This window comes from Sporosarcina sp. P1, assembly GCF_002743155.1.
In the GTDB taxonomy this organism is placed as follows: Bacteria; Bacillota; Bacilli; order Bacillales_A; family Planococcaceae; genus Sporosarcina; species Sporosarcina ureae_B.
In genome coordinates this window covers 18,177-38,829 of sequence record NZ_PDYS01000016.1, presented here as the reverse complement: position 1 = coordinate 38,829, position 20,653 = coordinate 18,177, and the positions used below count along the sequence as shown (strand labels likewise).

At 41.4% G+C, this 20,653-nt stretch carries 23 protein-coding genes; 2 read left to right on the top strand and 21 right to left on the bottom strand.

Translation table 11 applies throughout. The features are described 5' to 3' along the window. Positions 1–83: 83 nt before the first annotated feature. The 16 genes from CSV73_RS13420 to CSV73_RS13345 all read right to left on the bottom strand — a co-directional run bounded on the left by CSV73_RS13420 (position 84) and on the right by CSV73_RS13345 (position 16,285). Entirely contained in the window at positions 84–1,289 is a 1,206-nt protein-coding gene (locus CSV73_RS13420; protein WP_085132324.1) for an NAD(P)-dependent malic enzyme, read from the bottom strand. A gap of 575 nt (positions 1,290–1,864) precedes the next feature. Continuing rightward, positions 1,865–2,401, bottom strand: coding sequence for a stage V sporulation protein T (gene spoVT, locus CSV73_RS13415; RefSeq protein WP_085132323.1), 537 nt, complete (start codon positions 2,399–2,401; stop codon positions 1,865–1,867). Positions 2,402–2,484: 83 nt separating this feature from the next. Beyond that, positions 2,485–6,018 (bottom strand): transcription-repair coupling factor, encoded by a 3,534-nt coding sequence (gene mfd, locus CSV73_RS13410; protein WP_099627852.1) that lies wholly within the window; start codon positions 6,016–6,018, stop codon positions 2,485–2,487. Between the two features lie 103 nt (positions 6,019–6,121). Further along, positions 6,122–6,340 (bottom strand): anti-sigma-F factor Fin, encoded by a 219-nt coding sequence (locus CSV73_RS13405; RefSeq protein WP_085132321.1) that lies wholly within the window; start codon positions 6,338–6,340, stop codon positions 6,122–6,124. 47 nt (positions 6,341–6,387) lie between these two features. Further along, positions 6,388–6,960: an aminoacyl-tRNA hydrolase gene (gene pth / locus CSV73_RS13400; protein WP_099627851.1), complete on the bottom strand. Its 573-nt coding sequence runs from the start codon at positions 6,958–6,960 to the stop codon at positions 6,388–6,390. An 80-nt stretch (positions 6,961–7,040) separates the two neighbouring features. Next, positions 7,041–7,670, bottom strand: coding sequence for a 50S ribosomal protein L25/general stress protein Ctc (locus tag CSV73_RS13395; RefSeq protein ID WP_085132319.1), 630 nt, complete (start codon positions 7,668–7,670; stop codon positions 7,041–7,043). 81 nt (positions 7,671–7,751) lie between these two features. After that, positions 7,752–8,711 (bottom strand): ribose-phosphate diphosphokinase, encoded by a 960-nt coding sequence (locus CSV73_RS13390; RefSeq protein ID WP_085132318.1) that lies wholly within the window; start codon positions 8,709–8,711, stop codon positions 7,752–7,754. A gap of 27 nt (positions 8,712–8,738) precedes the next feature. After that, the gene (gene glmU, locus CSV73_RS13385; RefSeq protein ID WP_099627850.1) at positions 8,739–10,097 is read right to left on the bottom strand and encodes a bifunctional UDP-N-acetylglucosamine diphosphorylase/glucosamine-1-phosphate N-acetyltransferase GlmU; all 1,359 of its coding nucleotides are present in this window, start codon (positions 10,095–10,097) and stop codon (positions 8,739–8,741) included. Between the two features lie 448 nt (positions 10,098–10,545). Continuing rightward, the gene (spoVG, locus tag CSV73_RS13380) at positions 10,546–10,833 is read right to left on the bottom strand and encodes a septation regulator SpoVG (protein WP_085132316.1); all 288 of its coding nucleotides are present in this window, start codon (positions 10,831–10,833) and stop codon (positions 10,546–10,548) included. A gap of 253 nt (positions 10,834–11,086) precedes the next feature. Next, positions 11,087–11,461: a RidA family protein gene (locus CSV73_RS13375; protein WP_099627849.1), complete on the bottom strand. Its 375-nt coding sequence runs from the start codon at positions 11,459–11,461 to the stop codon at positions 11,087–11,089. Next, positions 11,449–12,291: a pur operon repressor gene (gene purR, locus CSV73_RS13370; protein ID WP_085132314.1), complete on the bottom strand. Its 843-nt coding sequence runs from the start codon at positions 12,289–12,291 to the stop codon at positions 11,449–11,451. Before purR ends, CSV73_RS13375 begins: the two co-directional genes overlap by 13 nt. Positions 12,292–12,349: 58 nt before the next feature. Then, complete coding sequence (gene ispE / locus CSV73_RS13365) at positions 12,350–13,216, bottom strand: 4-(cytidine 5'-diphospho)-2-C-methyl-D-erythritol kinase (protein ID WP_085132313.1); 867 nt, start codon at positions 13,214–13,216, stop codon at positions 12,350–12,352. Between the two features lie 190 nt (positions 13,217–13,406). After that, complete coding sequence (locus CSV73_RS13360) at positions 13,407–13,757, bottom strand: DUF2200 domain-containing protein (protein ID WP_085132312.1); 351 nt, start codon at positions 13,755–13,757, stop codon at positions 13,407–13,409. Further along, complete coding sequence (locus CSV73_RS13355; RefSeq protein WP_099627848.1) at positions 13,744–14,838, bottom strand: NAD(P)H-dependent flavin oxidoreductase; 1,095 nt, start codon at positions 14,836–14,838, stop codon at positions 13,744–13,746. Before CSV73_RS13355 ends, CSV73_RS13360 begins: the two co-directional genes overlap by 14 nt. A gap of 21 nt (positions 14,839–14,859) precedes the next feature. After that, positions 14,860–15,063, bottom strand: a complete 204-nt coding sequence (locus CSV73_RS13350; protein ID WP_099627847.1) for a hypothetical protein — start codon at positions 15,061–15,063, stop codon at positions 14,860–14,862. 175 nt (positions 15,064–15,238) lie between these two features. Then, complete coding sequence (locus CSV73_RS13345; protein ID WP_158232355.1) at positions 15,239–16,285, bottom strand: S-layer homology domain-containing protein; 1,047 nt, start codon at positions 16,283–16,285, stop codon at positions 15,239–15,241. A 391-nt stretch (positions 16,286–16,676) separates the two neighbouring features. On the opposite strand from CSV73_RS13345, the gene CSV73_RS16985 reads away from it, so the two are divergent. Then, complete coding sequence (locus CSV73_RS16985) at positions 16,677–16,736, top strand: hypothetical protein (RefSeq protein ID WP_369802597.1); 60 nt, start codon at positions 16,677–16,679, stop codon at positions 16,734–16,736. Continuing rightward, a complete protein-coding gene (locus CSV73_RS16530; RefSeq protein WP_158232354.1) occupies positions 16,714–16,863 on the top strand; it encodes a hypothetical protein in 150 nt (49 codons plus the stop codon). Before CSV73_RS16985 ends, CSV73_RS16530 begins: the two co-directional genes overlap by 23 nt. Before the next feature lie 144 nt (positions 16,864–17,007). On the opposite strand, the gene CSV73_RS13340 is transcribed toward CSV73_RS16530, so the two are convergent. From CSV73_RS13340 to CSV73_RS13320, 5 genes are all read right to left on the bottom strand, one after another. Continuing rightward, the gene (locus tag CSV73_RS13340; RefSeq protein ID WP_085132308.1) at positions 17,008–17,181 is read right to left on the bottom strand and encodes a small, acid-soluble spore protein, alpha/beta type; all 174 of its coding nucleotides are present in this window, start codon (positions 17,179–17,181) and stop codon (positions 17,008–17,010) included. A 141-nt stretch (positions 17,182–17,322) separates the two neighbouring features. Continuing rightward, positions 17,323–17,589, bottom strand: a complete 267-nt coding sequence (gene veg / locus CSV73_RS13335) for a biofilm formation stimulator Veg (protein WP_029054863.1) — start codon at positions 17,587–17,589, stop codon at positions 17,323–17,325. A 143-nt stretch (positions 17,590–17,732) separates the two neighbouring features. Further along, a complete protein-coding gene (rsmA, locus tag CSV73_RS13330) occupies positions 17,733–18,626 on the bottom strand; it encodes a 16S rRNA (adenine(1518)-N(6)/adenine(1519)-N(6))-dimethyltransferase RsmA (RefSeq protein WP_085132307.1) in 894 nt (297 codons plus the stop codon). After that, positions 18,619–19,185 (bottom strand): ribonuclease M5, encoded by a 567-nt coding sequence (gene rnmV / locus CSV73_RS13325; RefSeq protein WP_085132306.1) that lies wholly within the window; start codon positions 19,183–19,185, stop codon positions 18,619–18,621. Before rnmV ends, rsmA begins: the two co-directional genes overlap by 8 nt. Before the next feature lie 133 nt (positions 19,186–19,318). Then, a complete protein-coding gene (locus CSV73_RS13320; protein WP_085132305.1) occupies positions 19,319–20,590 on the bottom strand; it encodes a G5 and 3D domain-containing protein in 1,272 nt (423 codons plus the stop codon). Positions 20,591–20,653 lie beyond the last annotated feature (63 nt).

Genomic DNA, 20,653 nt, shown 5'->3' with positions numbered 1-20,653 from the left:
CTAAATAGATCTTCGCGCGCTCACTTTATTAAAAAAAAACGTCTTTCCCTTACTTACAAGGAAAGACGGGTCATTATTCATCTTCATCTGGGTGTAGGCAAAACCATTTCCTTCGCAACGGATACACCTGTACGAATCGCTGCTTTTCCTACTGCATGTGCAACAATCGTCGGGATACGGTCATCAAATGGATCCGGAATGATGTAATCATCACGAAGATCTTCATCCTTGATCAAGTCTGCAATCGCGTACGTCGCTGCAAGCTTCATCTCTTCGTTGATCTCTGTTGCTCTAACGTCTAGTGCTCCACGGAAGATACCAGGGAACGCCAAGACGTTGTTGACCTGATTAGGATAATCGGAACGGCCTGTCGCAATAATACGCACACCATACTCATCTGCCAATTCAGGCTTCAACTCAGGTATTGGATTCGCCAGTCCGAATACGATAGGATCTGTATTCATTAGTGCAATCAATTCCTTCGTCAGCAAGTTTGCTACAGATACACCGACGAATACGTCAGCACCCTTCATTGCAGCTGCTAATGAACCTTCGATTTTATCGAGATTTGTGACGCGTGACATTTCATGCTTAATGTCATTCATCGCATTCTCGCGCCCTTCAAAAATAATACCTTTCGAATCACACATGATAATGTTTTTGAAGCCCATATTCAACAATAGTTTCGTAATCGCAACTCCAGCGGCACCGGCGCCATTCAAGACGATTTTCACATCTTCTTTTTCTTTTCCAACTACTTTTAATGCATTAAGTAACCCTGCACCCACTACGATTGCCGTGCCATGCTGATCATCATGGAAGATTGGAATATTACACTCTTCACGCAATCTGCGTTCAATTTCGAAACAACGAGGAGCTGATATATCTTCGAGGTTTATACCACCAAATGTTGGGCTCATTGCTTTTACGATGTTGACAATTTCATCGACATCTTTTGTATCCAGACAAATCGGGAATGCGTCAATCCCTGCAAATTGCTTCAGCAATAGAGCTTTCCCTTCCATTACCGGCAAAGCTGCTTCAGGGCCGATATCTCCAAGTCCAAGTACAGCCGTTCCGTCTGTCACAACTGCAACCAAATTCCCTTTAATTGTATATTCATATGCAAGAGATGGGTCTTGAGCGATTTCTACACAAGGCTCAGCAACTCCTGGTGAGTACGCCAAACTCAAATCCTCTTTATTTTCTAATGGCACCTTCGAAACCACTTCCATTTTTCCATTGTGAATTTGATGCATGTGTAAAGAAGATTTGTATTTCCTGTTCATAATATCGCTCTCCCTATCTGGTTTTTTATTGTTCAAACGTGTTGGTAGTGATTATAAGCGCAAACGCAAAGCAAATACAAGTAGCAATATTCTGGCAACTACCAAAATCAAGAAATCGTAAGCGGTTACATCACCTATACAACGGGTTTTTCAGCGCTTTTAAAAAAATTGAAAAAAGTTTTGACTTTTATGCTTTTTCGTAGTATGTGAAACCTTTCACTTTTCATTTTACACCTTGTGAAGCCCTTCACTAAAGGCTTTTGTGAATATGTTCACATAAAGAAAAATGATACTCAAAAGTGATATATGGATGTAGCATGTGAAAAACTTCACTTTTTAATTGAGGAAAAGTATTGAAGTGTATTTGGTGCTTCACGCGTCGGAAAAGGTAGTATATGTAAATTAGACGACGGATTTCATTCTGATTACTTGCTTAGGTTAAGTTCATTTACATGTTATTGTTCTGAAAATAACATACTAAATTACATTTAGAGAAAATTAGTCATCAAAAAACTCACAGCAGATTCATCCACTGTGAGTTTTCGTTAAAAACTTAATATTTTTATCAAACTCGTTTAGCTTTCCATCTGTTTCGCCAGGAAGTTGGCCGCTGTCTCTGCAGCTTTTTGCTCGACCTCTCCAACAAAATGAACTTTTGACAGTAAGTAAACTGCACCGATAGCGTCGCCATTTGTAATGATAGGTACAATACAATAAGACTTAATCTGCTCTACTTGGCCTGGTACCCATTCTACCGTCTTCTCATGCTTTTCCATGACAGTAGATCGGCCGTTCAGAATTTCTTCGCATATCGGTGCCAACTGTCGGTTCATATAGTCCTTCTTGGCAAGACCCGCTACCGCTAGCATCTCATCGCGGTCACTGATTAGTGCAGGTGTACCAATCGTTTCATAAAGTGATTCTGCATATTCTACCGCAAATTCGCCAAGCTCTGAAATAGGTGAATATTTCTTTAAAATGACTTCCCCTTCTCGATCAGTGAATATCTCCAAAGGGTCCCCCTCACGAATGCGAAGTGTCCTTCTAATTTCTTTCGGTATAACTACTCTTCCCAAGTCATCAATTCTGCGGACAATACCCGTTGCTTTCATGTATAATGCCTCACTTTCTCGAAATTAAATGTATTTCTGAGAATAGTATGCATCAACATTGGTCATTTTATGCAATCAAGGTGTTACAAGGTATCCTTAGATTCTACTTCCTTTGCTGTTTCCTGCATGGTGTGTACCATGTCTTCTACCATATCGAATTCCGTAAACTGCTTGGACTTTTTTTCATTCACGGTTATGGTAATTTGTCCGTTGTCGATTGTCAATCCAACCGCATGGCCAAACTTCAATGAACGTTCCATCAGTTTTGCACCGTCAGCACGAGCTGTTCCTTCTGCCGACAAGCGGATTTCCACTATTCCCTGTACATTTTTAATGGATATTACACCAGCGTCACGACCCCACGCCTTCATACGTCCAACGCGGAGCAATAAATCGGCTTCGAATGGCATATCACCGAAACGGTCGATCATCTCGTCAACAAGCTCTAGATAATCCTCATCGCCAGTAATTGCTTTTACACGTTTATACATTTGGATTTTTTGATAACCATCCTGAATGTATGATTCAGGAAGATAGGCATTGATAGGCAAGGAGATTTCGACATCTGCTTTGTCTTCTTTTACGACACCTGTCTGTCTTTCTTCAATCGCTTCTTGTAGTAACTGCGAATACAGATCGAAACCAACCGAGTCAATGAATCCATGTTGCTGCGAACCAAGTAAATTCCCTGCACCCCGAATGGATAGATCACGCATAGCAATTTTAAAACCAGAGCCAAGCTCAGTGAACTCTTTGATTGCTTGTAAACGATTTTCTGCAACTTCTGTTAACACTTTATCGCGCTGATAGAGCATATAGCTGTATGCCACGCGATTGGAACGACCGACTCGGCCACGTAGTTGATAAAGCTGTGAAAGTCCCATGCGATCTGCATCATGAACAATTAACGTATTAACGTTTGGAATATCGATTCCGGTTTCGATAATGGTCGTTGTAACGAGCACATCAAATTCTCCTTCGAGAAAACTCAGAATTACTGCTTCGAGGGCCGCCTCACCCATCCGACCATGTGCAGAGGCGATACGCGCTTCTGGTACCAAGTCACGAATTTCCTGAACTTTACGATCCATATCTTCTACACGATTATATAGATAGAAAACTTGTCCGCCGCGTCCCATCTCTCGCTCAATCGCTTCACGAACGAGTCCACCGTTATGTTCCATGACATATGTTTGGACAGGGAAACGATTAGCTGGCGGTGTTTCAATTACTGATAAATCGCGCACTCCGACCATCGACATATGCAAAGTTCTTGGAATGGGAGTTGCAGTCAACGTCAGTACATCTACGTTATTTTTCAACTGCTTCAATTTCTCTTTATGCGTTACTCCAAAACGTTGCTCTTCATCAACAACGAGAAGCCCAAGATCCTGGTAGACTACATCTTTAGACAATAAGCGATGCGTACCAATGACAATGTCAACAGTTCCCGCTTTCAGCCCTTTAATCGTTTCATCCTGCTCTTTCTTAGAACGGAAACGATTGAGTAATGAAACTGTCACAGGATAATCTGCAAAACGCTCTTTCATCGTTTCGAAATGTTGCTGTGCAAGTATCGTAGTCGGCACTAAGAACGCAACTTGTTTACCGTTCGTTACTGCTTTAAACGCCGCACGAATCGCAACTTCCGTTTTTCCGTATCCTACGTCACCGCATAATAATCGATCCATAGGCCGTATACGTTCCATATCTTTCTTAATTTCCTCGATGGACTGTAACTGGTCCTGTGTCTCTTCGTATGGAAAAGCATTTTCGAATGAACGCTGCAAATCATCGTCTTCACTAAAAGCAAAGCCTTTTTCTGCTTCTCGTCTAGCGTATAATTTGATCAAGTCATCCGCAATATCTTGAATGGCCGCCGTTACTTTACGTTTAGTTTTTACCCAATCTGTACCGCCAAGTTTATGTAGCTTTGGCTCTTTCTCTCCTGTAGCGACATACTTTTGAATTAAATCAATCTGATCAGCAGGCACGAAGAGTTTATCCTCACCACGATAACGAATATCTAGGTAGTCTTTCTGGATGCCTTTAACATCCAATGTAACGACACCATAGTATTTCCCAATACCGTGATGCACGTGGACGATATGGTCACCTGGCTTGATCTCTGAATAACTTTTGATCCGTTCGGCATTCGTGAGTTTAGGGGGGCGCGCTTTGCGTTTTGGCTTACCAGTAAACAATTCCGCGTCCGTAATGACAGCAAGCTTCTGAAACGGCAATTCAAAACCTACTGATAAATCCCCTTCTATAATGGACAACACACCATCTTTGTTCGGTTTGCCGTGAATCGCCGCTTCTATATCATACTCTCGTAAAATTTCTTGAATTGCCTTCATTCTATCGGTTGAAGAAGCCAAAAGAAAAACGTTATAGTTCGCTTGTTGCCAACGCTCTATTTCACTTTTCAATAGAGGCATCTGACTATGAAACTGTTGCATCGGCTTACAAGAAATCGAAATAGACTTCTTGATAGTGAAGCCAGGTACTGAGCGTGTAAACAAAGATAAGTAGAGTCGCTGCTGATTCATATCCGCAAGTACTTGCTCGTAATTCCATGCGAGTTTCGTATCGTGTAACATTTTACCGTCTTCGAGCATCGCAAGCTGGAATTCCTGCTCTTCCGACTCCAGTGTAGCTACAGATTCTTGTATTCGTCCCAACTCATCAAAGATTATGATACCATTTGCAGGGAAGTAGTCAGTCAGCATGGCGCTTGTTCCGGAAGAAAATGAAGCATATTTCTTCATTGTATCCGGCACAATTCCATCTTTCATCATGCCGATATCTTGCATGATCGACATCAATAACTGCTGCTGTAATTCTTCACTTTTGATTTTGGCTAGACTTTCACCAAGCGCTTGCTCCACCTTTTGTGAAACTTGCTGTAACTCTCCAGGCGTCCAGATGAATTCGGTCGCCGGCAATAACGTAATCGAGTCTAATTTTCCTGTTGAACGCTGATCTTCTGCCGAAAATGTACGAATGGAATCAATTGTCGTATCGAATAACTCAATACGAACAGGTTCTGTCATCGTTAGCGGATAAATATCCAGTATGCCACCGCGCAACGCAAATTCGCCCGGTGCACTCACCAGGTCTTTTCGGATATAGCCCATGGATACTAGATTTTCCAGCCAGACACCTATATCAATCTCTTCATCTGTTGAAGCTGTTACGTAATGCGCCAACCATCGTTCCTTTGACGGCAACAATTTTCGCAAACCTGCAACGGGTGTAATATAAATACCACTGCCTATACGCGCCATATGATCCAATGTGTCTATTCTGCCCGCACGTAGTTCATAACTTGCAAAAGAAAAGTCTGCCGCAACAAGTTCTTCTGCGGTGTATAAGTGAATATGTTCGTCACCGACTAATTTACTCAATTCCTCATACGTTCGCTGTGCTTGAAGCATATTTGGTGAAACAATTAAGACAGGGCGTGTCAGTGACTGCTGAATCAATTTAAAAAAGATCGCTTTGGATCCCCCTGCAAGACCTGTGATCAACTGCTGATCCTGCCCGTCTTCCAAGTCACTCAGCAAGCCTTGAATCTCTTTCTCTTCTAGAAAAAGCTGTTCTATTACTCCCACTCGACTACTCCTCCTTATCTATTAACTTAGTCTATCTCTATATATCGAACAGAATGCTTTATGCACAAAAAGCTTTGGCTATTAGCGCCAAAGCATCTGTTACTTATTGTAACCATTTTTTTAAGGTGTAATAATCCGGAAACGCCTGCAATGATTGCTCACAGTGTTCACAAATACATCGTATATGCAGGCCACCATCTGGGTCTACAGACAAAAATGTGTTTTTATCTGTATTGTCTATTTGACTCAAAGTATCTTTTGCCGATTCGAATGGAATGGAGCCGATCTCCGTATGACAGTGATTGCACGAATAACGGATCATATTCTCTTCACCTTCCTTTTTCAAAGTATAGGCAAAGAATTGATATATTATGCTTTTCCGTTAAATTTATTCATCACTTCAAGAAATGGCTTCTTTTTCATTGTCCATTCTTCACAGGCGTCTGCACTCTTTTGTATCGCGTCTTCAATCAACGGTTGCTCGTCGTTGCTAAAAGGAGATAATACATAATCAGCGATCTTCATACCGCCTGTAGGACGATCGACGCCCATACGAATACGATTGAATTCAGAAGTACCTAGATGTGCAATGAGTGACTTCATACCATTATGGCCACCCGCACTTCCCTTTTGACGAAGTCGGATTTTCCCTGCCGGCAAATCCAAGTCATCGTATAATACGACTATTTCTTCGTCGTCCACTTCAAAGTAATCCGCTAAGGGACGGACACATTCACCCGATAAGTTCATATAAGTCATAGGCTTTAATAATATTATTTTACCTTCAGCCGTATGGACAGTCGTAAATTGACCATTGAATTTTTGCTGGAATGCTGGGGCTTGCCATCGCTTAGCCAATTCATCAATGACTTGAAAACCGATATTATGACGCGTGTTTTCGTAGTTTTTCCCGGGATTTCCGAGACCAATTAGTAATTTCATGTTCTTCTCTTCCTTTTCTAAACAATATATATACATAGAAAAGGAGCGCACGGTTCAAACTCGTGCGCCCATTTTGTAACTTATTTCTCTTCTTTATCTTCACCGATTACTTCCGGCTCAGCTTCAGTGCTTTCAGTAGCTTCATCTAATGCTTCCATTTCTTCTTCAGTACGTGGAGCAGAAATAGTTACTAACCCTACTTCGTCCTCAGTCAAGATTTCAAACTTCACTTTTTCGCGGATATCACTAACAAGAATTGTTTCACCAATTTCAAGTTCTGAAACATCTACGTCGATATGTTCAGGAATGTCAGATGGCTTTACGCGAATTGTAACTTCCCATACCGGTTGTTGAATTGTTCCGCCTGCTTTTTCACCTGGCGCGTCCCCAACAAGGTTGATCGCTACATCTACTTCAAGCTCTTCTGTCATATTGATCGCCAAGAAGTCAGCGTGTGTAAGGAAACCAGTCAAAACGTCAGACTGATAATCGTTTAATACGACGTTTACATCGTTGCCGTCAACAGTCAATTTGATTACACCGTTTCTTCCTGTTTCACGAAGTGTGTCTAGAAGATCACGTTCTTTTACCGCGATTGGCGTGCTTTCTGTTTTATAACCGTATACTACTGAAGGAATCCAACCGCTTTTTCTTAATTCGCTTACTGTCTTCTTATCAGTTTCTCTTAAGTTCGACTTAATTGTGCTCATTTGTACAGTCACCTATCCTATCATTAAGTTTTTTATACATCTTTGAATATTCAATATCAGAAGATATCAGTTAACTATTCATCATTCAAATAATGTACTTACAGACTTATTCTCAAACACACGAATGATTGCAGATGCCAACAATGGCGCAATCGATAGTTGTTTGATTTTTGGAGATTGTTTACTTTCCGGCAATTTAATAGAATTCGTAATCACTAATTGCTTGATTTGAGAATTATTAATGCGCTCAATCGCTGGTCCGGATAAAACAGGGTGTGAACAACAAGCATACACTTCTTTTGCTCCACTTTCAATTAGAGCGCTCGCAGCAATGGTTATAGTTCCGGCTGTATCGATAATATCATCAATTAAAATGGCCGTTTTTCCTTCTACATTGCCAACAATATTCATCACTTCCGCTACGTTCGGACGTGGGCGACGCTTATCGATTATTGCAATTGGTGCTTTCATACGATCCGCCATTTTACGCGCACGCGTTACACCGCCATGGTCAGGTGAAACGATAACAAGATCATCGCCTGCTAATCCTTGATTCTGGAAGTATTCCGTTAGGATGGGTTCTGCAATCAAGTGATCGATTGGAATATCGAAGAAACCTTGTATTTGTGGCGCGTGCAAGTCTACTGCAATTACACGATCAGCGCCTGCCTTTTCTAGTAAGTTTGCAACTAATTTAGCCGTTATAGGTTCACGTGAACTCGCTTTACGGTCTTGGCGTGCATACCCGTAATATGGCATAACCACGTTAATCGTACGCGCAGATGCACGCATTAAGGCATCTAACATAATGAGAAGCTCCATTAAGTTATCGTTGACCGGATTAGAAGTTGATTGAATAACAAATACTTCACAGCCACGGATGCTTTCATCGATATTGATTTGAATTTCCCCGTCACTAAAACGTTTGACTGAGAGCTTGCCGAGCGGAAGCCCGACTTGATCTGCTACTTCTTTTGCAAGTGGTTCGTTCGCAGTTAAAGAAAAGATTTTCAGTTTGTCGTTTGGATATTGATTTGCCATGATGGCCCTCCTGTTAGTTGGGTAAGATTAGTTTTTTACGTATCCTTCTTTATTCTCTTGCCGAACACGTGCAATTGCAAGTGAATTTTCTGGAACATTTTTTGTGACTGTGGATCCCGCTGCCACAATCGCATTCTTTCCTATCGTGACCGGTGCGACCAAATTGGCATTGCAGCCAATAAATGCATTGTCTTCTATCTCTGTTTTGTACTTGTTTTTCCCATCGTAATTCACTGTAATCGTACCACAGCCAACATTAACATTCTTGCCTATTTCTGTATCCCCTATGTAACTGAGGTGGGAAACTTTACTTTCGTCACCAAGTTGAGATTTTTTCACCTCAACGAAGTTGCCTACTTTCACATGATCACCAAGCTGTGTTTCGGGTCGTAAGTGCGCAAATGGACCGACGGCAGTCTGATTTCCAACTTTACTATCACGAACGACTGACGAATGAATCGTCGTGTTGTCGCCCACTGTACTGTTTTGGATATGACTATTGGGACCAATGACACATTGTGAACCGATTTTTGTAGCACCCTCAATCAGTACACCAGGTTGGATAACAGTATCACGTCCTATTTCCGCTTCTGCACTGATCACTGTCTGCTCAGGGCTGATGATTGTGACACCGTTACGCATGTGCTTCTCCGCAATCAATTGGCGCATACTTTTTTCAGCTTGTGCCAGCGCCACGCGATCATTGACGCCCAGTGTTTCATGGAAATCTGGCGTCGTATAAGCAGAAATTCGCTGTCCTTCAGATTTCAAAATCCCTAATACATCCGGAAGATAATACTCACCTTGCGCATTGTCGTTATTCACTTTTTTCAGTGTGTCGAATAACACACGATTATCGAAGCAATACGTGCCTGTATTAATTTCCTTAACAAGACGCTCACTATCATTCGTATCTTTATGTTCGACGTTTCGCATTACGTCACCATTCTCTGCACGGATGATGCGGCCATAACCCGTTGGATCATCTGCAATTGCAGTAAGTATTGTCGCCTTCGCTTCCGTTTCATGGTGGTGTGCGAGGAGTGCTGCCATTGTCTCAGTACTAATTAACGGTGTATCCCCACAGACGACGAGCGTAGTACCTTCAAGGTCTGCAAGTACACTCTCAGCTTGTTGCACGGCATGTGCTGTGCCCAGTTGTTGTGCTTGTAGCGCATATTCACTTTTGTTGCCCAGCGTCTGCTCTACCATCTCGGCACCATGACCGACAATCGTGACGATCCGATCTGAGCGGAGATCACGAATGTGATCGATTACGTGCTCCACCATTGGCTTTCCACAGACAGGATGAAGTACTTTATAAAGATCCGACTTCATTCGCGTGCCCTGTCCCGCTGCCAGGACGATCGCATATGTATTTGTCATCTGTCAGCCTCCATCCTTATTTGATAAATTCATAATTGACTATATCGGAAATGACTGATTTTTTCAAGCATATCCCCTTGACAATTACATAACTTTATTTTATGATTGTTAATCTTTTTGTGATTATATTGGCATAGCGATAATAATAGTGGTAGGTAATTATAGAGGAAGCGTTCAAAAATGCAAGTAATTAGGAGTAGGCGGGAATTTGTAAGTACGAGGGGATGGAAGCGCCAGTTGGCGGATGCTTTCTTCATGAATCTGCGGTAGGGACGGCTTTTGCGAGTAAAAGCGAAGCATTAGGAGCACATCTTTGCACTCAATCCCTACTCCCCTACTGCTACCCGCTTCTCCACTTCCATTTCAAGACAATAATAAGGCCATCTACTCGAATAGATGGCCTTTTGATAGATACGAAGAATGGAAACGCTTTCTCTAACGATATAAATTATAGAACAGCCTCTTGTAATTCCCCTTGCTGTTCGTCTACTCGATGATAAGCCGCTAGAATGGACTCCTGTACTTTTGTCCGTGCATCTGAATTAATCGGATGCGCCACATCACGGAACTCCCCATCCGGTGTGCGTTTGCTAGGCATTGCCACAAATAATCCGTCATTCCCCTCGATAACTCGGATATCATGGATAACAAACTGATCGTTAAGCGTAATGGAAGCAATTGCTCTCATTCTACCTTCCGTGTCTACCTTGCGTAATCTCACATCTGTGATTTCCATTTTCCCCACTCCCTTGTTGTCGTTTTCACACTGAACGTATTCTAGGTTAGTTGGCACGATGAATTTTTTAACCATAATACTGGTGCTGATTCTATAATACTAGTTTTTCAGTCGAATGAAAATAGAATCTTTTGTGAATTTTTTAATATTTGTATATTCCTTCAAATATACAGCTACTTTCCACCTACTCATTCTCTACTAACAAGAAAACCCGACCTGATCTAGATTACGTCAGGTCGGGCTTCACATTCAATTACTTACAAAGCGCGATTGCTTCGATTTCTACTCGTACATCTTTTGGAAGACGGGCCACTTCCACTGTCGAGCGAGCCGGTTTATGCTCCCCAAAGTGTTCTTCATAAATGGCATTTAGCTCTCCAAATTCATTCATGTCTTGAATAAATACTGTGGTTTTAATGACTTGTTGTAAGCTTGAACCCACTTCTTCCAGTACTTTGCTCAAGTTTTGAAGAACTTGATTTGTCTGTGCTTCTATTCCGCCACTTACTACTTCACCAGCAAGCGTCAAAGGAATCTGTCCTGACGTGTACACTACACCGTTCACTTTTACTGCTTGTGAATAAGGTCCAATTGCCTGTGGTGCTTGTTCTGTTTTTACATATTCCATAACTCATTACCGCCCCTCGTGAAATAATTCCCTTCTTCCAACTCGATCTTGCGGTGTTTCTCATCGACAGCATGCAGTTTCACTAATGAAAGATAATCATCAACCAGAACTTCTTCAAGATGTTCAGCTTCTACTAGGACCGCCACACCGCCAAGTTCACAGTTGAATTCTTCAAGCAAGCTCTTCATACCTTGCATCGTGCCGCCCACTTTCATAAAGTCATCTGTCAACAATACTTTTTGACCGCTCTGCATACTTCTCTTTGACAGTACCATTGTTTGGATCCTACGGGCAGAACCAGAAACGTAATTAATGCTGACAGTAGGACCTTCCGTCACTTTGCTGTCCCGTCTAACTACGATTACAGGCACGTTTAAATGACGGGCTATCGCATGGGCAATCGGAATACCTTTCGTCGCAACTGTCATGATTGCATCGATTTCTTTATCAAAAAAAGCTGTCGCAATCACTTTGCCAATTCGATCAAGAAAACGAGGATTCCCCAATAGGTCAGTCATATACAAATAACCGCCAGGAAGCAATCGATCCGATTTCCTGAGTTCATTCATTAGTAAATGAATGACTTCCTTTACCTCTTCACGACCGACCAACGGAATATATTTAATACCGCCAGCAGCGCCTGAAATCGTCACTAAACGACCCGTACTACTCTCTTCAAATGTCTCTTTCAAAATACCAAGATCTTCACTAATTGAGGACTTGGCCGCTGAATACCGGTTCGAAAAAAACGTCAAAGAAATGAGTGTGTGCGGATTTTCCAGCAAATGACGTGTCATATCGACAAGCCTTTCACTTCTTTTCCATTTCATATAATACCGACTCCTAAATCCGAATGATTTATAAGTACATTATCATAATTGTCCGGCATTAATCAACTACAATAGGTTCCCCAAGCATACGCACTGCATGCACATCATGGCAAAACCCTTTTAAAGCATTGACAATTCTTGGCACACGCGATTCGTGTTTTACCAGTCCAAATACCGTCGGACCGCTACCGCTCATTAAAACAGCATCCGCGCCAAAACGCTCCATTTGTTCCTTGAGTATGATGACTTCCTCATGAAGACCCATCGTTACAGGCTCCAGCACATTGCCTAGTGATGCACACATCTTGTCATAATCACTCTCTTGCAACGCTTCTATCATACGCTCCGTTTGCGGATGCGTGATAGAAGACAAGTTCAACTGACCATAGATATTGCCAGTGGAAACGCCGATTGTCGGTTTCGCCAGCACGACCCAGCAGTTAGGTGGAGCAGGTAGATGCGTAATGTCTTCTCCTCGCCCTCTTGCAATAGCAGTGCCACCATATACACAAAATGATACATCCGATCCGATTTCCGCACCTAGGGTTGCCAGCTGATCCAAAGTTAAGCCCAGTTCCCATAGGCGGTTTAATCCACGAAGAGTCGCGGCTGCATCTGAACTACCGCCTGCTAGTCCTGCGGCAATCGGAATATTTTTATCCAGAGTAATTTCAACTCCATAATTCAAGCGATAACGTTTTCTTAATAAATCCGCTGCTTGATACGCCAAGTTTTTGCGATCATTTGGCACAAATCGATGAGATGACTTAATCGTAATGGCGTGATCCGTCGTAGGACGTAGCCAGATACGGTCAGCCAAATCAACCGTTGTCATAATCATCTCGACATCATGATAGCCATCCGGCCTTTTACTCAACACATCTAATGTTAAGTTGATTTTCGCAGGCGCCTTTTCGTAAATCATGATAAAAGCTCCCTCCCCACTGCATTGTTCTTGCTCATATATTACCACAGAATGAATAGAACATAAGGGGATTAAATAAAAAAAAGAACTGCAAAGCCTTTGCAGTTTACTTTGTTACGTGAATTTCCGTTCTACAGTTCTGTAGTCGAGCATTCTTACAGTTAGTTTTGAATACTTTAAATTTCATTTGTTATTTGCGTAAGATCTTTTCCATCGCTTTACCCTTCGCCAACTCATCAATCAGTTTATCTAAATAACGTATTTCTCGCATCGTGGATTCTTCAATATCCTCCACTCTAACACCACATATTACCCCTTTGATTAGTCCCCGTGAAGAATTCATCTTAGGAGCTTCAGCAAAGAACGTCTCAAAGTCTGTCTGTTTTTCTATTTGTACTTCCAGCTCTTCTTGGCTGTATCCCGTCAACCAACGAATGATTTCCTCGACTTCCGATTTTGTGCGTCCTTTTTTCTCTGCCTTTTTAATATAGAGCGGGTAAACCTTGGCAAAACTCATTGTATAAATCTTATGTGTCGTCATCGTTACCCTCCAATCGTCTGTCACGTATGATAGTTTCAACTTGTAAAACGATTCGCGACAGCAAAGCTGCGGCATTTCGTCTCGCACTTAAGCGAGGTGACTGTCCGCTCCAAAGATGGATCCATTGGGGACGATTTTGCTTGGCCGCTTCACTTCGAATTCCTGCTGTCAATGTGTTCATTATAGGATAATCCGGTAAATCTTCTTCGTAAGGTTTTATTTCACGGATAAAGTCATTTTGAATGCCCCTTGCTGGTTTACCACTAAATACCGATGTGATGACAGTTTGATCTTCCGTGCTTGTGAGAATAGCATCGATATGTTGTGTTTTCGCTCCACTTTCAACTGCCGTTACAAAAGCAGTCCCCATTTGAACCGCTTGTGCTCCGAGTGTAAGAGCTGCTAAGACACCTCTTCCATCCATAATGCCTCCAGCAGCAATAACCGGAATCTGGACATGGTCTACAGCTTGAGGAATAAGCGACATCGTTCCGATCATAGAATCGCCGAAGCTTCTTGAAAATGTACCACGATGTCCCCCCGCTTCGCTTCCTTGCATCACGACCATATCAACTCCGTATCCTTCATTGATTATAGCTTCTTTCACAGTCGTAGCAGTCCCCATAACGATGATGTTCTCTTCTTTTAATCTTCGGACATTTTCTTTAGACGGCACCCCAAAGGTGAAACTACAAACCGTTATCTCTTCTTCAATTAGGACTTCCACTTGCTTATCAAAGTTCTCGCTAGACACTTGCTTTACATCAGGTTCAGCAATTTGTAACTCTTCACGATAAGGTCGTAATAATTCGTTAGCCTTTCTAATCTTATCTGTGGATACCTCTGCTGTCTCTGGAATAAACAAATTGACTCCGAAAGGCTGATCCGTTAGTGCCTTTATCTTCTTTATCGCTTCTCTCATATCTTCCGCCTTCATATAGCCTGCCCCTAGAGTACCCAAGCCACCCGCATTGGATACAGCAGCTATTAGCTCAGGTGTGGTCGTACCGCCAGCCATTCCTGCTTGAATGATGGGGTATGTAATTCCAAGTTTTTTTGTTACATCATTTTTATTCCACATCTTTACTGCCCCCTCAAAATATTATGTAGCAGTTTTATTGTTTCTCTTTTCTTCACGTCTCATCAATATTTTATTTCCCAACCAATAACCGATTAAAGCAGCCGCTGCCATAAGCGCAATCGATAAAAATGAATTCAAACCCTCAAAAAACAACTCCTTGATCAAGCTGAAGATACCGACAAAGACACCAGCGAATAGTGCACGACCTATATTTCCTTTCTTCACACTTTCTCCTCCTGCCATTCTATAGATCTACACAAGGACTGAGAATTTTCGTACGTATAATGAATGTTCACTCCATCATATCGTAAATCACAGAAAATTGAAGTTCCTATCATCATTTTATGTATTAGAAAAAGTTGCAAAGCCATTTCACTCTGCAACTCTACTAATTCATCTATTACTTTATCATCGAATTCGGTAAGTACACTAAATTTGCCGCTGTACTTACATTGTCATCGTTCACTGTCAGTATCACCACATAGCCGGTCTTTTCCCATCCCGAATTAAACGTAGTTTCATAGTCGGTATCAGAATAATAGTCCGCTCCAAATTCACGTTGTGCGTGCTCATTTAATTCATTGTAAATCGCAAACATTTCATCTGAAGTATGATAGTCATCCTCGCCTTCCATAAAATCATACGTTATGAACTGCAATTTGTTGTTTTCGAAGTAATAAATCAAATCGGTGTAGTAATTATACTTTGTAGTTCGATAGATCAATAATCGTTTATTTCCCTCACGTAAATTAGAAAGCAATATTGCCGGCGACTTCGATTCAACACTTATTACTTGAGCAGGATCCATTCCAAAGTGAATTCCTCTCGTCACCATGACTGGCGGCGCAGGTCGAAACGCGGGATCCATGGCTCTTGCTACAAATGCGGCAATATGTGACCGTGTTAGTGTTTCATTTGGTTTAAATGTACCATCTGGATACCCTGAGGTGATATTTTCAAAGGCCAATTTACGCACCGCATTATAGGCAGTAGAGCCCTTCGGTACGTCTTTAAATCGAATATCTTTTTCTTTCGTCAATTTAAATGCATTTGCAATAAAAGCAGCCATATGTCCACGTGTTACCTTTTGCGTAGGTTTGAACGTACCATCAGGATATCCATTAATAATCCCCGCTTTTACCGCGGAGTTAATATAACCAGAAGAATATCTGCTAGAAGAAACATCTGTAAACTTCGTCTTCGTTTTCTTTCCATCAAGCCCTGTAGCTTTAGCCACCATAATTGCAACCTCTTCACGTGACACTTTGTCATTTAATCCAAAGCGCACACTAGGTTCAATCACTTTGTTTTCCAGCAAATACATAATCGCAGTATAGTTCGGATGATTTTTCGGTACATCTGTAAATATTTTAGTGGAAGCCTGTGTTTTAGAAGCTACTGAAAACGTCAAAACAAGTATTAAAATTATTGCAAAAACATTTTTCATACGTGTTGATCCCCTTTTCGCCATAATATGTAATGACTATATCACGTTAATTAAGCAAAAAGTTGAATATGTTAAAACATGTTGTTTTACTACACAAACATACTAAATTCGCTACATACATCATCATAATTCGTCTACATGCATTGGTGTGGTTCTATTTTCTAAGGATTTCAATAATATATTTTTACTGCACACGCTTCAATCAGTCGGAGTATACTATCAATATTGTGTTGTGCAACACAACGCTGTAAAAGCAATTGAGCACAATATCTTGTTCTAACTAAAACTATAAAATGAACTGCTATAATAGTGTCGTTTTTCGGAAGTTCTGTACAGTAGATGGCAAGAAATAGATCCCCTTCCGAAGTAACCTAAACGTACATGTTATCACGTGATCTTCGATGTATGGAATATCGGTGATACACAGAATGCAATTCTACAATGTAATTGAAGTAGACTTCGGTGCAAAACAAGTACTTCCAACCGATCCGTACAAGGCTGTGGACATGACACCTCTTCTTCCAAGCAAACCAAGCGCGATTGTTCCCAGTGATAGTAAACAGTGGAAACGTAAATAATTCCATATGATTGCAGGACCGTCTACAGATTATAATGACTGGTAGATAGCCTTAAAGTTTATCGCAATAAAAGAACTGCAAAGTAATTTCTCCTTTGCAGTTCCATTCGTCAGCCTGTTTTGGATTCTAAGGACATTGGTTGGATTATTTTCTTTCCTCCACTTGTCTACTCGCCATTTCAATTGCATGTTTTACCATGTTTCCTGCATCACGTGAGCGGATACCGCCCCAGCCTTCTTTCTGTACTACATCATAGAAGCCAAGCTCTTTCGCGATTTCTACTTTCAATTGATCTGACATGACGCCTTTTCTCGCCATTTTAGTTTCCTCCTTTTCGGCTGACATCTGTAGTCTGCGCCATACAGAGAAAATTACACTTCGATTAGTTAACGTAATAAAAAATCCGCCAGAACGTTCCGGGCGGATTCACTAGGAAATAAATTAAAATAGCATGATAAATTATTTGATGATAAAGGCCGTTTGGTCCGAACCATCAAGGACTGTTATTTCAACCGCTTCGGTTAAAATATCAGCATAGCTGTAAGAAACTCTTTCAAACGCATTGTCATCCTGATCCAACTCTACTACGAAAACGGCACGATACGTATCGCGCAAGACTCCAGCATGTTCAATCGTCTTCTTACGACCGCCATTTGCTTTTAAGTGGAGACGTTTCCCTAAATGAGCGTCCAGTGACTTTTTAATGTCTGCTAATGTTTTTGGCATGTTACTTACACCTCACTAAATACAAGCATAACATTTTTCCAGACGTTTGTCAACAAAATTTTTATTTTAACAGTTTCTATATGTCTTTGTCAATCACTTTATGATGAAATTCACTATTTTTTCATATGAAATTGTCATTAATTTTATTCCGTTTTTAGCTTGCCAAAGTAAGGGTATAGTGCATTGGCCAGTTTGATGAACTCTGGAATCGATAATGTTTCCCCTCTTCTACTTGGATCTATCTCTGATTGTTCAAACGCTTGCTGAATCAAATCCTTTTTTTCCTTACCTTCAGGGAGTGAGGACTGAAGGTTGTTCCACAGCGTCTTACGACGATGCAAGAACGACCCTTGCGTCACAGTGAATAAGAAGTCTTCATCCTCTACAGGAGCGTGTGCCACTTCTCTGCGCGTCAAACGAAGTACAGCGGATTCTACATTCGGCTGAGGAATGAATACCGTTTTTGGTACAATCATAGATACTTCTGCATCCATATAGTACTGGACAGCGATTGATAACGAACCATATGCCTTTGTACTTGGTACGGCTGTAATTCGATCTGCTACTTCTTTTTGCATCATAATGACAAGCTGACTTACGCGGGCTTTTTCCATCAGAAACTTCATGATGATCGGTGTTGTAATATAATACGGTAAATTGGCCACGACTACGATATCTTCATAGTCTGCAAATTGCTCTTCAATTACTTGATGAATATCTGCTTTTAGTATATCTTGGTGAATGACAGTGACATTCGAATAAGGAGACATTGTATCTTCGAGTACAGGTAACAGTCGACCGTCAATTTCAAATGCTACAACTTTGCCCGCCTGCCGTGCGAGATGCTCTGTTAACGCACCAATTCCTGGTCCTACTTCAATGACTCCCGTGTTTTTCGTAATCGCTGCGTGAGAGACGATATTATGCAGTACGTTCGAATCCACCAAGAAATTCTGACCTAGACTCTTCTTGAATGAAAACCCATGTTTCTGTAAAATTTCTTTTGTTCTCACTGGGGTTGCTATATCTTTATACATCTGTTTTCATTTCCTCCTCATTAAGAACTTGTATCGCTTCATTCAACTTCGCGACAGAAATCCGGAACATCTCCAGTCGTTTTTTCAATCCTTTACCGTTTACTTGCCCAATATGCAATAACTCCGACAGACGTTCTCTTCTTTTTCTGGAGTCGGTATGACCGATTAATCTGGCCTCTAGTAATATAGCCATCGGTATCTCTTCTATTGTATGCTCACTCACCGTGTAAACAGAAGCCAATGCTTGACGAATCGCTTCGTCATTCGCATGTTCGATTCCTACTCCACGTCCATTTTTCGCAATAGTTTCTTTCTTTGGTAAAAACGCATGCTTCACATCAGGAATCTGTTCTTCGATAATTGCCCGGATGCGTCGGCCTGGAAAGTCTGGATCGGTAAAAACAATGACTCCACGTGTCTGTTGTGCGTGACGTATCCGCTCGATCGTCTTGTCTGAGATCGCTGAACCGTTCGTTTCAATCGTATCCGCTCCTGTCGCACGTTTGACAGCCACAGTGTCGGACTTCCCTTCCACCACAACTACTTCTTCTATATTCACACTATTCCTCTTTTCTTACGATAGCATTCTTTCTATTTTACTGTGTTTTTTCAATTCTGTACAACCATATCGGCAGGAAACAGAAAAAACCGATAAGAGTGAGTATTTTTCTCCTCTTATCGGTATATGGCTATTAATTGATGACTTTAATTTTTACTTGACGACGACCAAATGAGTAAGCTGCTTCTTTTGTAGGCATGTGTAAATCGATACGGTTTCCTTTGATAGCACCACCTGTATCTCCTGCGATTGCATAACCATAGCCTTCCACCCAAACTTTAGAGCCTAGTGGAATCACTCGTGGATCAACCGCGATTAATTTCATATTCGGGTTCGCACGCAAGTTAATACCTGTCGCTGTAATCCCTGAACAACCATTACAATAAGCTGTATACGCACTTGCATTCGCGAAGAATTCTTTTCCACCGCTCGGTTCGCTACTGTTACCACGTGATACTGCCACTTGCGCCTGTGCTGGTGTACTTGAAGACTTTGCCGTTGCATTTGTAGATGCTTTTGCTAGAGCCGGTGTTGCAGTTGCAACTTCTACTTTTGGTGCTTTAGCTCCTACATGCACTACTTTATGTGTAGGTTCTTCCACCATTGTCTTACCAACTAATTCACGAGAAACTACTTTTCCGTTCTTTTTGGTAATTTGGAACTTCTTTTGTAGTTTACCATTTTTACCATTCGTAACAACTTTCTCTTTACCTTTAAGCATAGTCATATCTGTTTTTCTTTTTGTTTTGAAGTCTGCTGTTTCTTCAATTACATCTGTAATCTTTTCTACACGTGCAATGTTAACCACTGCATTAGATGCCGTCAACTTTGCACTCGTGTCGCCTTCTACTTTATCCAAGTTTGAAAGACGGATGTTTTGATCTGTCAAAAACTTTCTGACCGTTGTTTGCGTTGACCATACCGTACGCTCTTTACCCCCGTCTTTAACAGTCACAGGGAATGCTTTAGCAATTGCAATCGGTTGATTTTCCGTAATCTTCGTCGCTAAAGCTGGTTCAACTTCATCATGTGTAGTAACTTCAATATTTGCCGTTTTCAGTACATCATTCACTGTTGCCTCTGTTGTCCAGAGTTCTTGTGTTTTGCCATCTACGTCAATTACTACTTTGTTTGCTTTTTGCCATTTGATTTTTGTATCATTTTCAATTGGCGTGTTCACTGTCGGCTCTACTAAATCATGCTCTTGTACTTTCACGTCATTCGCTGCTAGTACTTCTCCGACTGTCGCTGCTGCTGTACGTAATTCTATTTGCTTACCATTAAGGTCCATTGAGACATTCTTCTTTTTTCCGTCAATCAATACGAGTGACGTTGTCGCTACGAATAATGCCACTGCCATAAATAAAATCGCAATGCGCATAAACTTAGTATTCTTCTGTGACATGTTAAAATTTTCCCCTTTCATTACTCGGCTGAGTATATAGCGTTTGTTTTACACTGTCAAACT

Bases quoted from the DNA above. Each gene is read 5' to 3' on its own strand.
- CSV73_RS13390 (WP_085132318.1), bottom strand. From the start codon at position 8,711: ATGGCAAATCAATATCCAAACGACAAACTGAAAATCTTTTCTTTAACT.
- rsmA (WP_085132307.1), bottom strand. From the start codon at position 18,626: ATGTATAAAGATATAGCAACCCCAGTGAGAACAAAAGAAATTTTACAG.
- purR (WP_085132314.1), bottom strand. From the start codon at position 12,291: ATGAAATGGAAAAGAAGTGAAAGGCTTGTCGATATGACACGTCATTTG.
- CSV73_RS13320 (WP_085132305.1), bottom strand. From the start codon at position 20,590: ATGTCACAGAAGAATACTAAGTTTATGCGCATTGCGATTTTATTTATG.
- spoVG (WP_085132316.1), bottom strand. From the start codon at position 10,833: ATGGAAATCACAGATGTGAGATTACGCAAGGTAGACACGGAAGGTAGA.
- CSV73_RS13395 (WP_085132319.1), bottom strand. From the start codon at position 7,670: ATGAGCACAATTAAGTCGAACTTAAGAGAAACTGATAAGAAGACAGTA.
- pth (WP_099627851.1), bottom strand. From the start codon at position 6,960: ATGAAATTACTAATTGGTCTCGGAAATCCCGGGAAAAACTACGAAAAC.
- CSV73_RS13360 (WP_085132312.1), bottom strand. From the start codon at position 13,757: ATGACGACACATAAGATTTATACAATGAGTTTTGCCAAGGTTTACCCG.
- glmU (WP_099627850.1), bottom strand. From the start codon at position 10,097: ATGACAAATACATATGCGATCGTCCTGGCAGCGGGACAGGGCACGCGA.
- CSV73_RS13340 (WP_085132308.1), bottom strand. From the start codon at position 17,181: ATGGCGAGAAAAGGCGTCATGTCAGATCAATTGAAAGTAGAAATCGCG.
- ispE (WP_085132313.1), bottom strand. From the start codon at position 13,216: ATGATTTACGAAAAGGCGCCTGCGAAAATCAACTTAACATTAGATGTG.
- CSV73_RS13355 (WP_099627848.1), bottom strand. From the start codon at position 14,838: ATGTGGAATAAAAATGATGTAACAAAAAAACTTGGAATTACATACCCC.
- spoVT (WP_085132323.1), bottom strand. From the start codon at position 2,401: ATGAAAGCAACGGGTATTGTCCGCAGAATTGATGACTTGGGAAGAGTA.
- CSV73_RS13405 (WP_085132321.1), bottom strand. From the start codon at position 6,340: ATGATCCGTTATTCGTGCAATCACTGTCATACGGAGATCGGCTCCATT.
- CSV73_RS13375 (WP_099627849.1), bottom strand. From the start codon at position 11,461: ATGGAATATGTAAAAACAGAACAAGCACCACAGGCAATTGGACCTTAT.
- CSV73_RS16530 (WP_158232354.1), top strand. From the start codon at position 16,714: ATGCAATTCTACAATGTAATTGAAGTAGACTTCGGTGCAAAACAAGTA.
- CSV73_RS13420 (WP_085132324.1), bottom strand. From the start codon at position 1,289: ATGAACAGGAAATACAAATCTTCTTTACACATGCATCAAATTCACAAT.
- CSV73_RS13345 (WP_158232355.1), bottom strand. From the start codon at position 16,285: ATGAAAAATGTTTTTGCAATAATTTTAATACTTGTTTTGACGTTTTCA.
- veg (WP_029054863.1), bottom strand. From the start codon at position 17,589: ATGCCAAAAACATTAGCAGACATTAAAAAGTCACTGGACGCTCATTTA.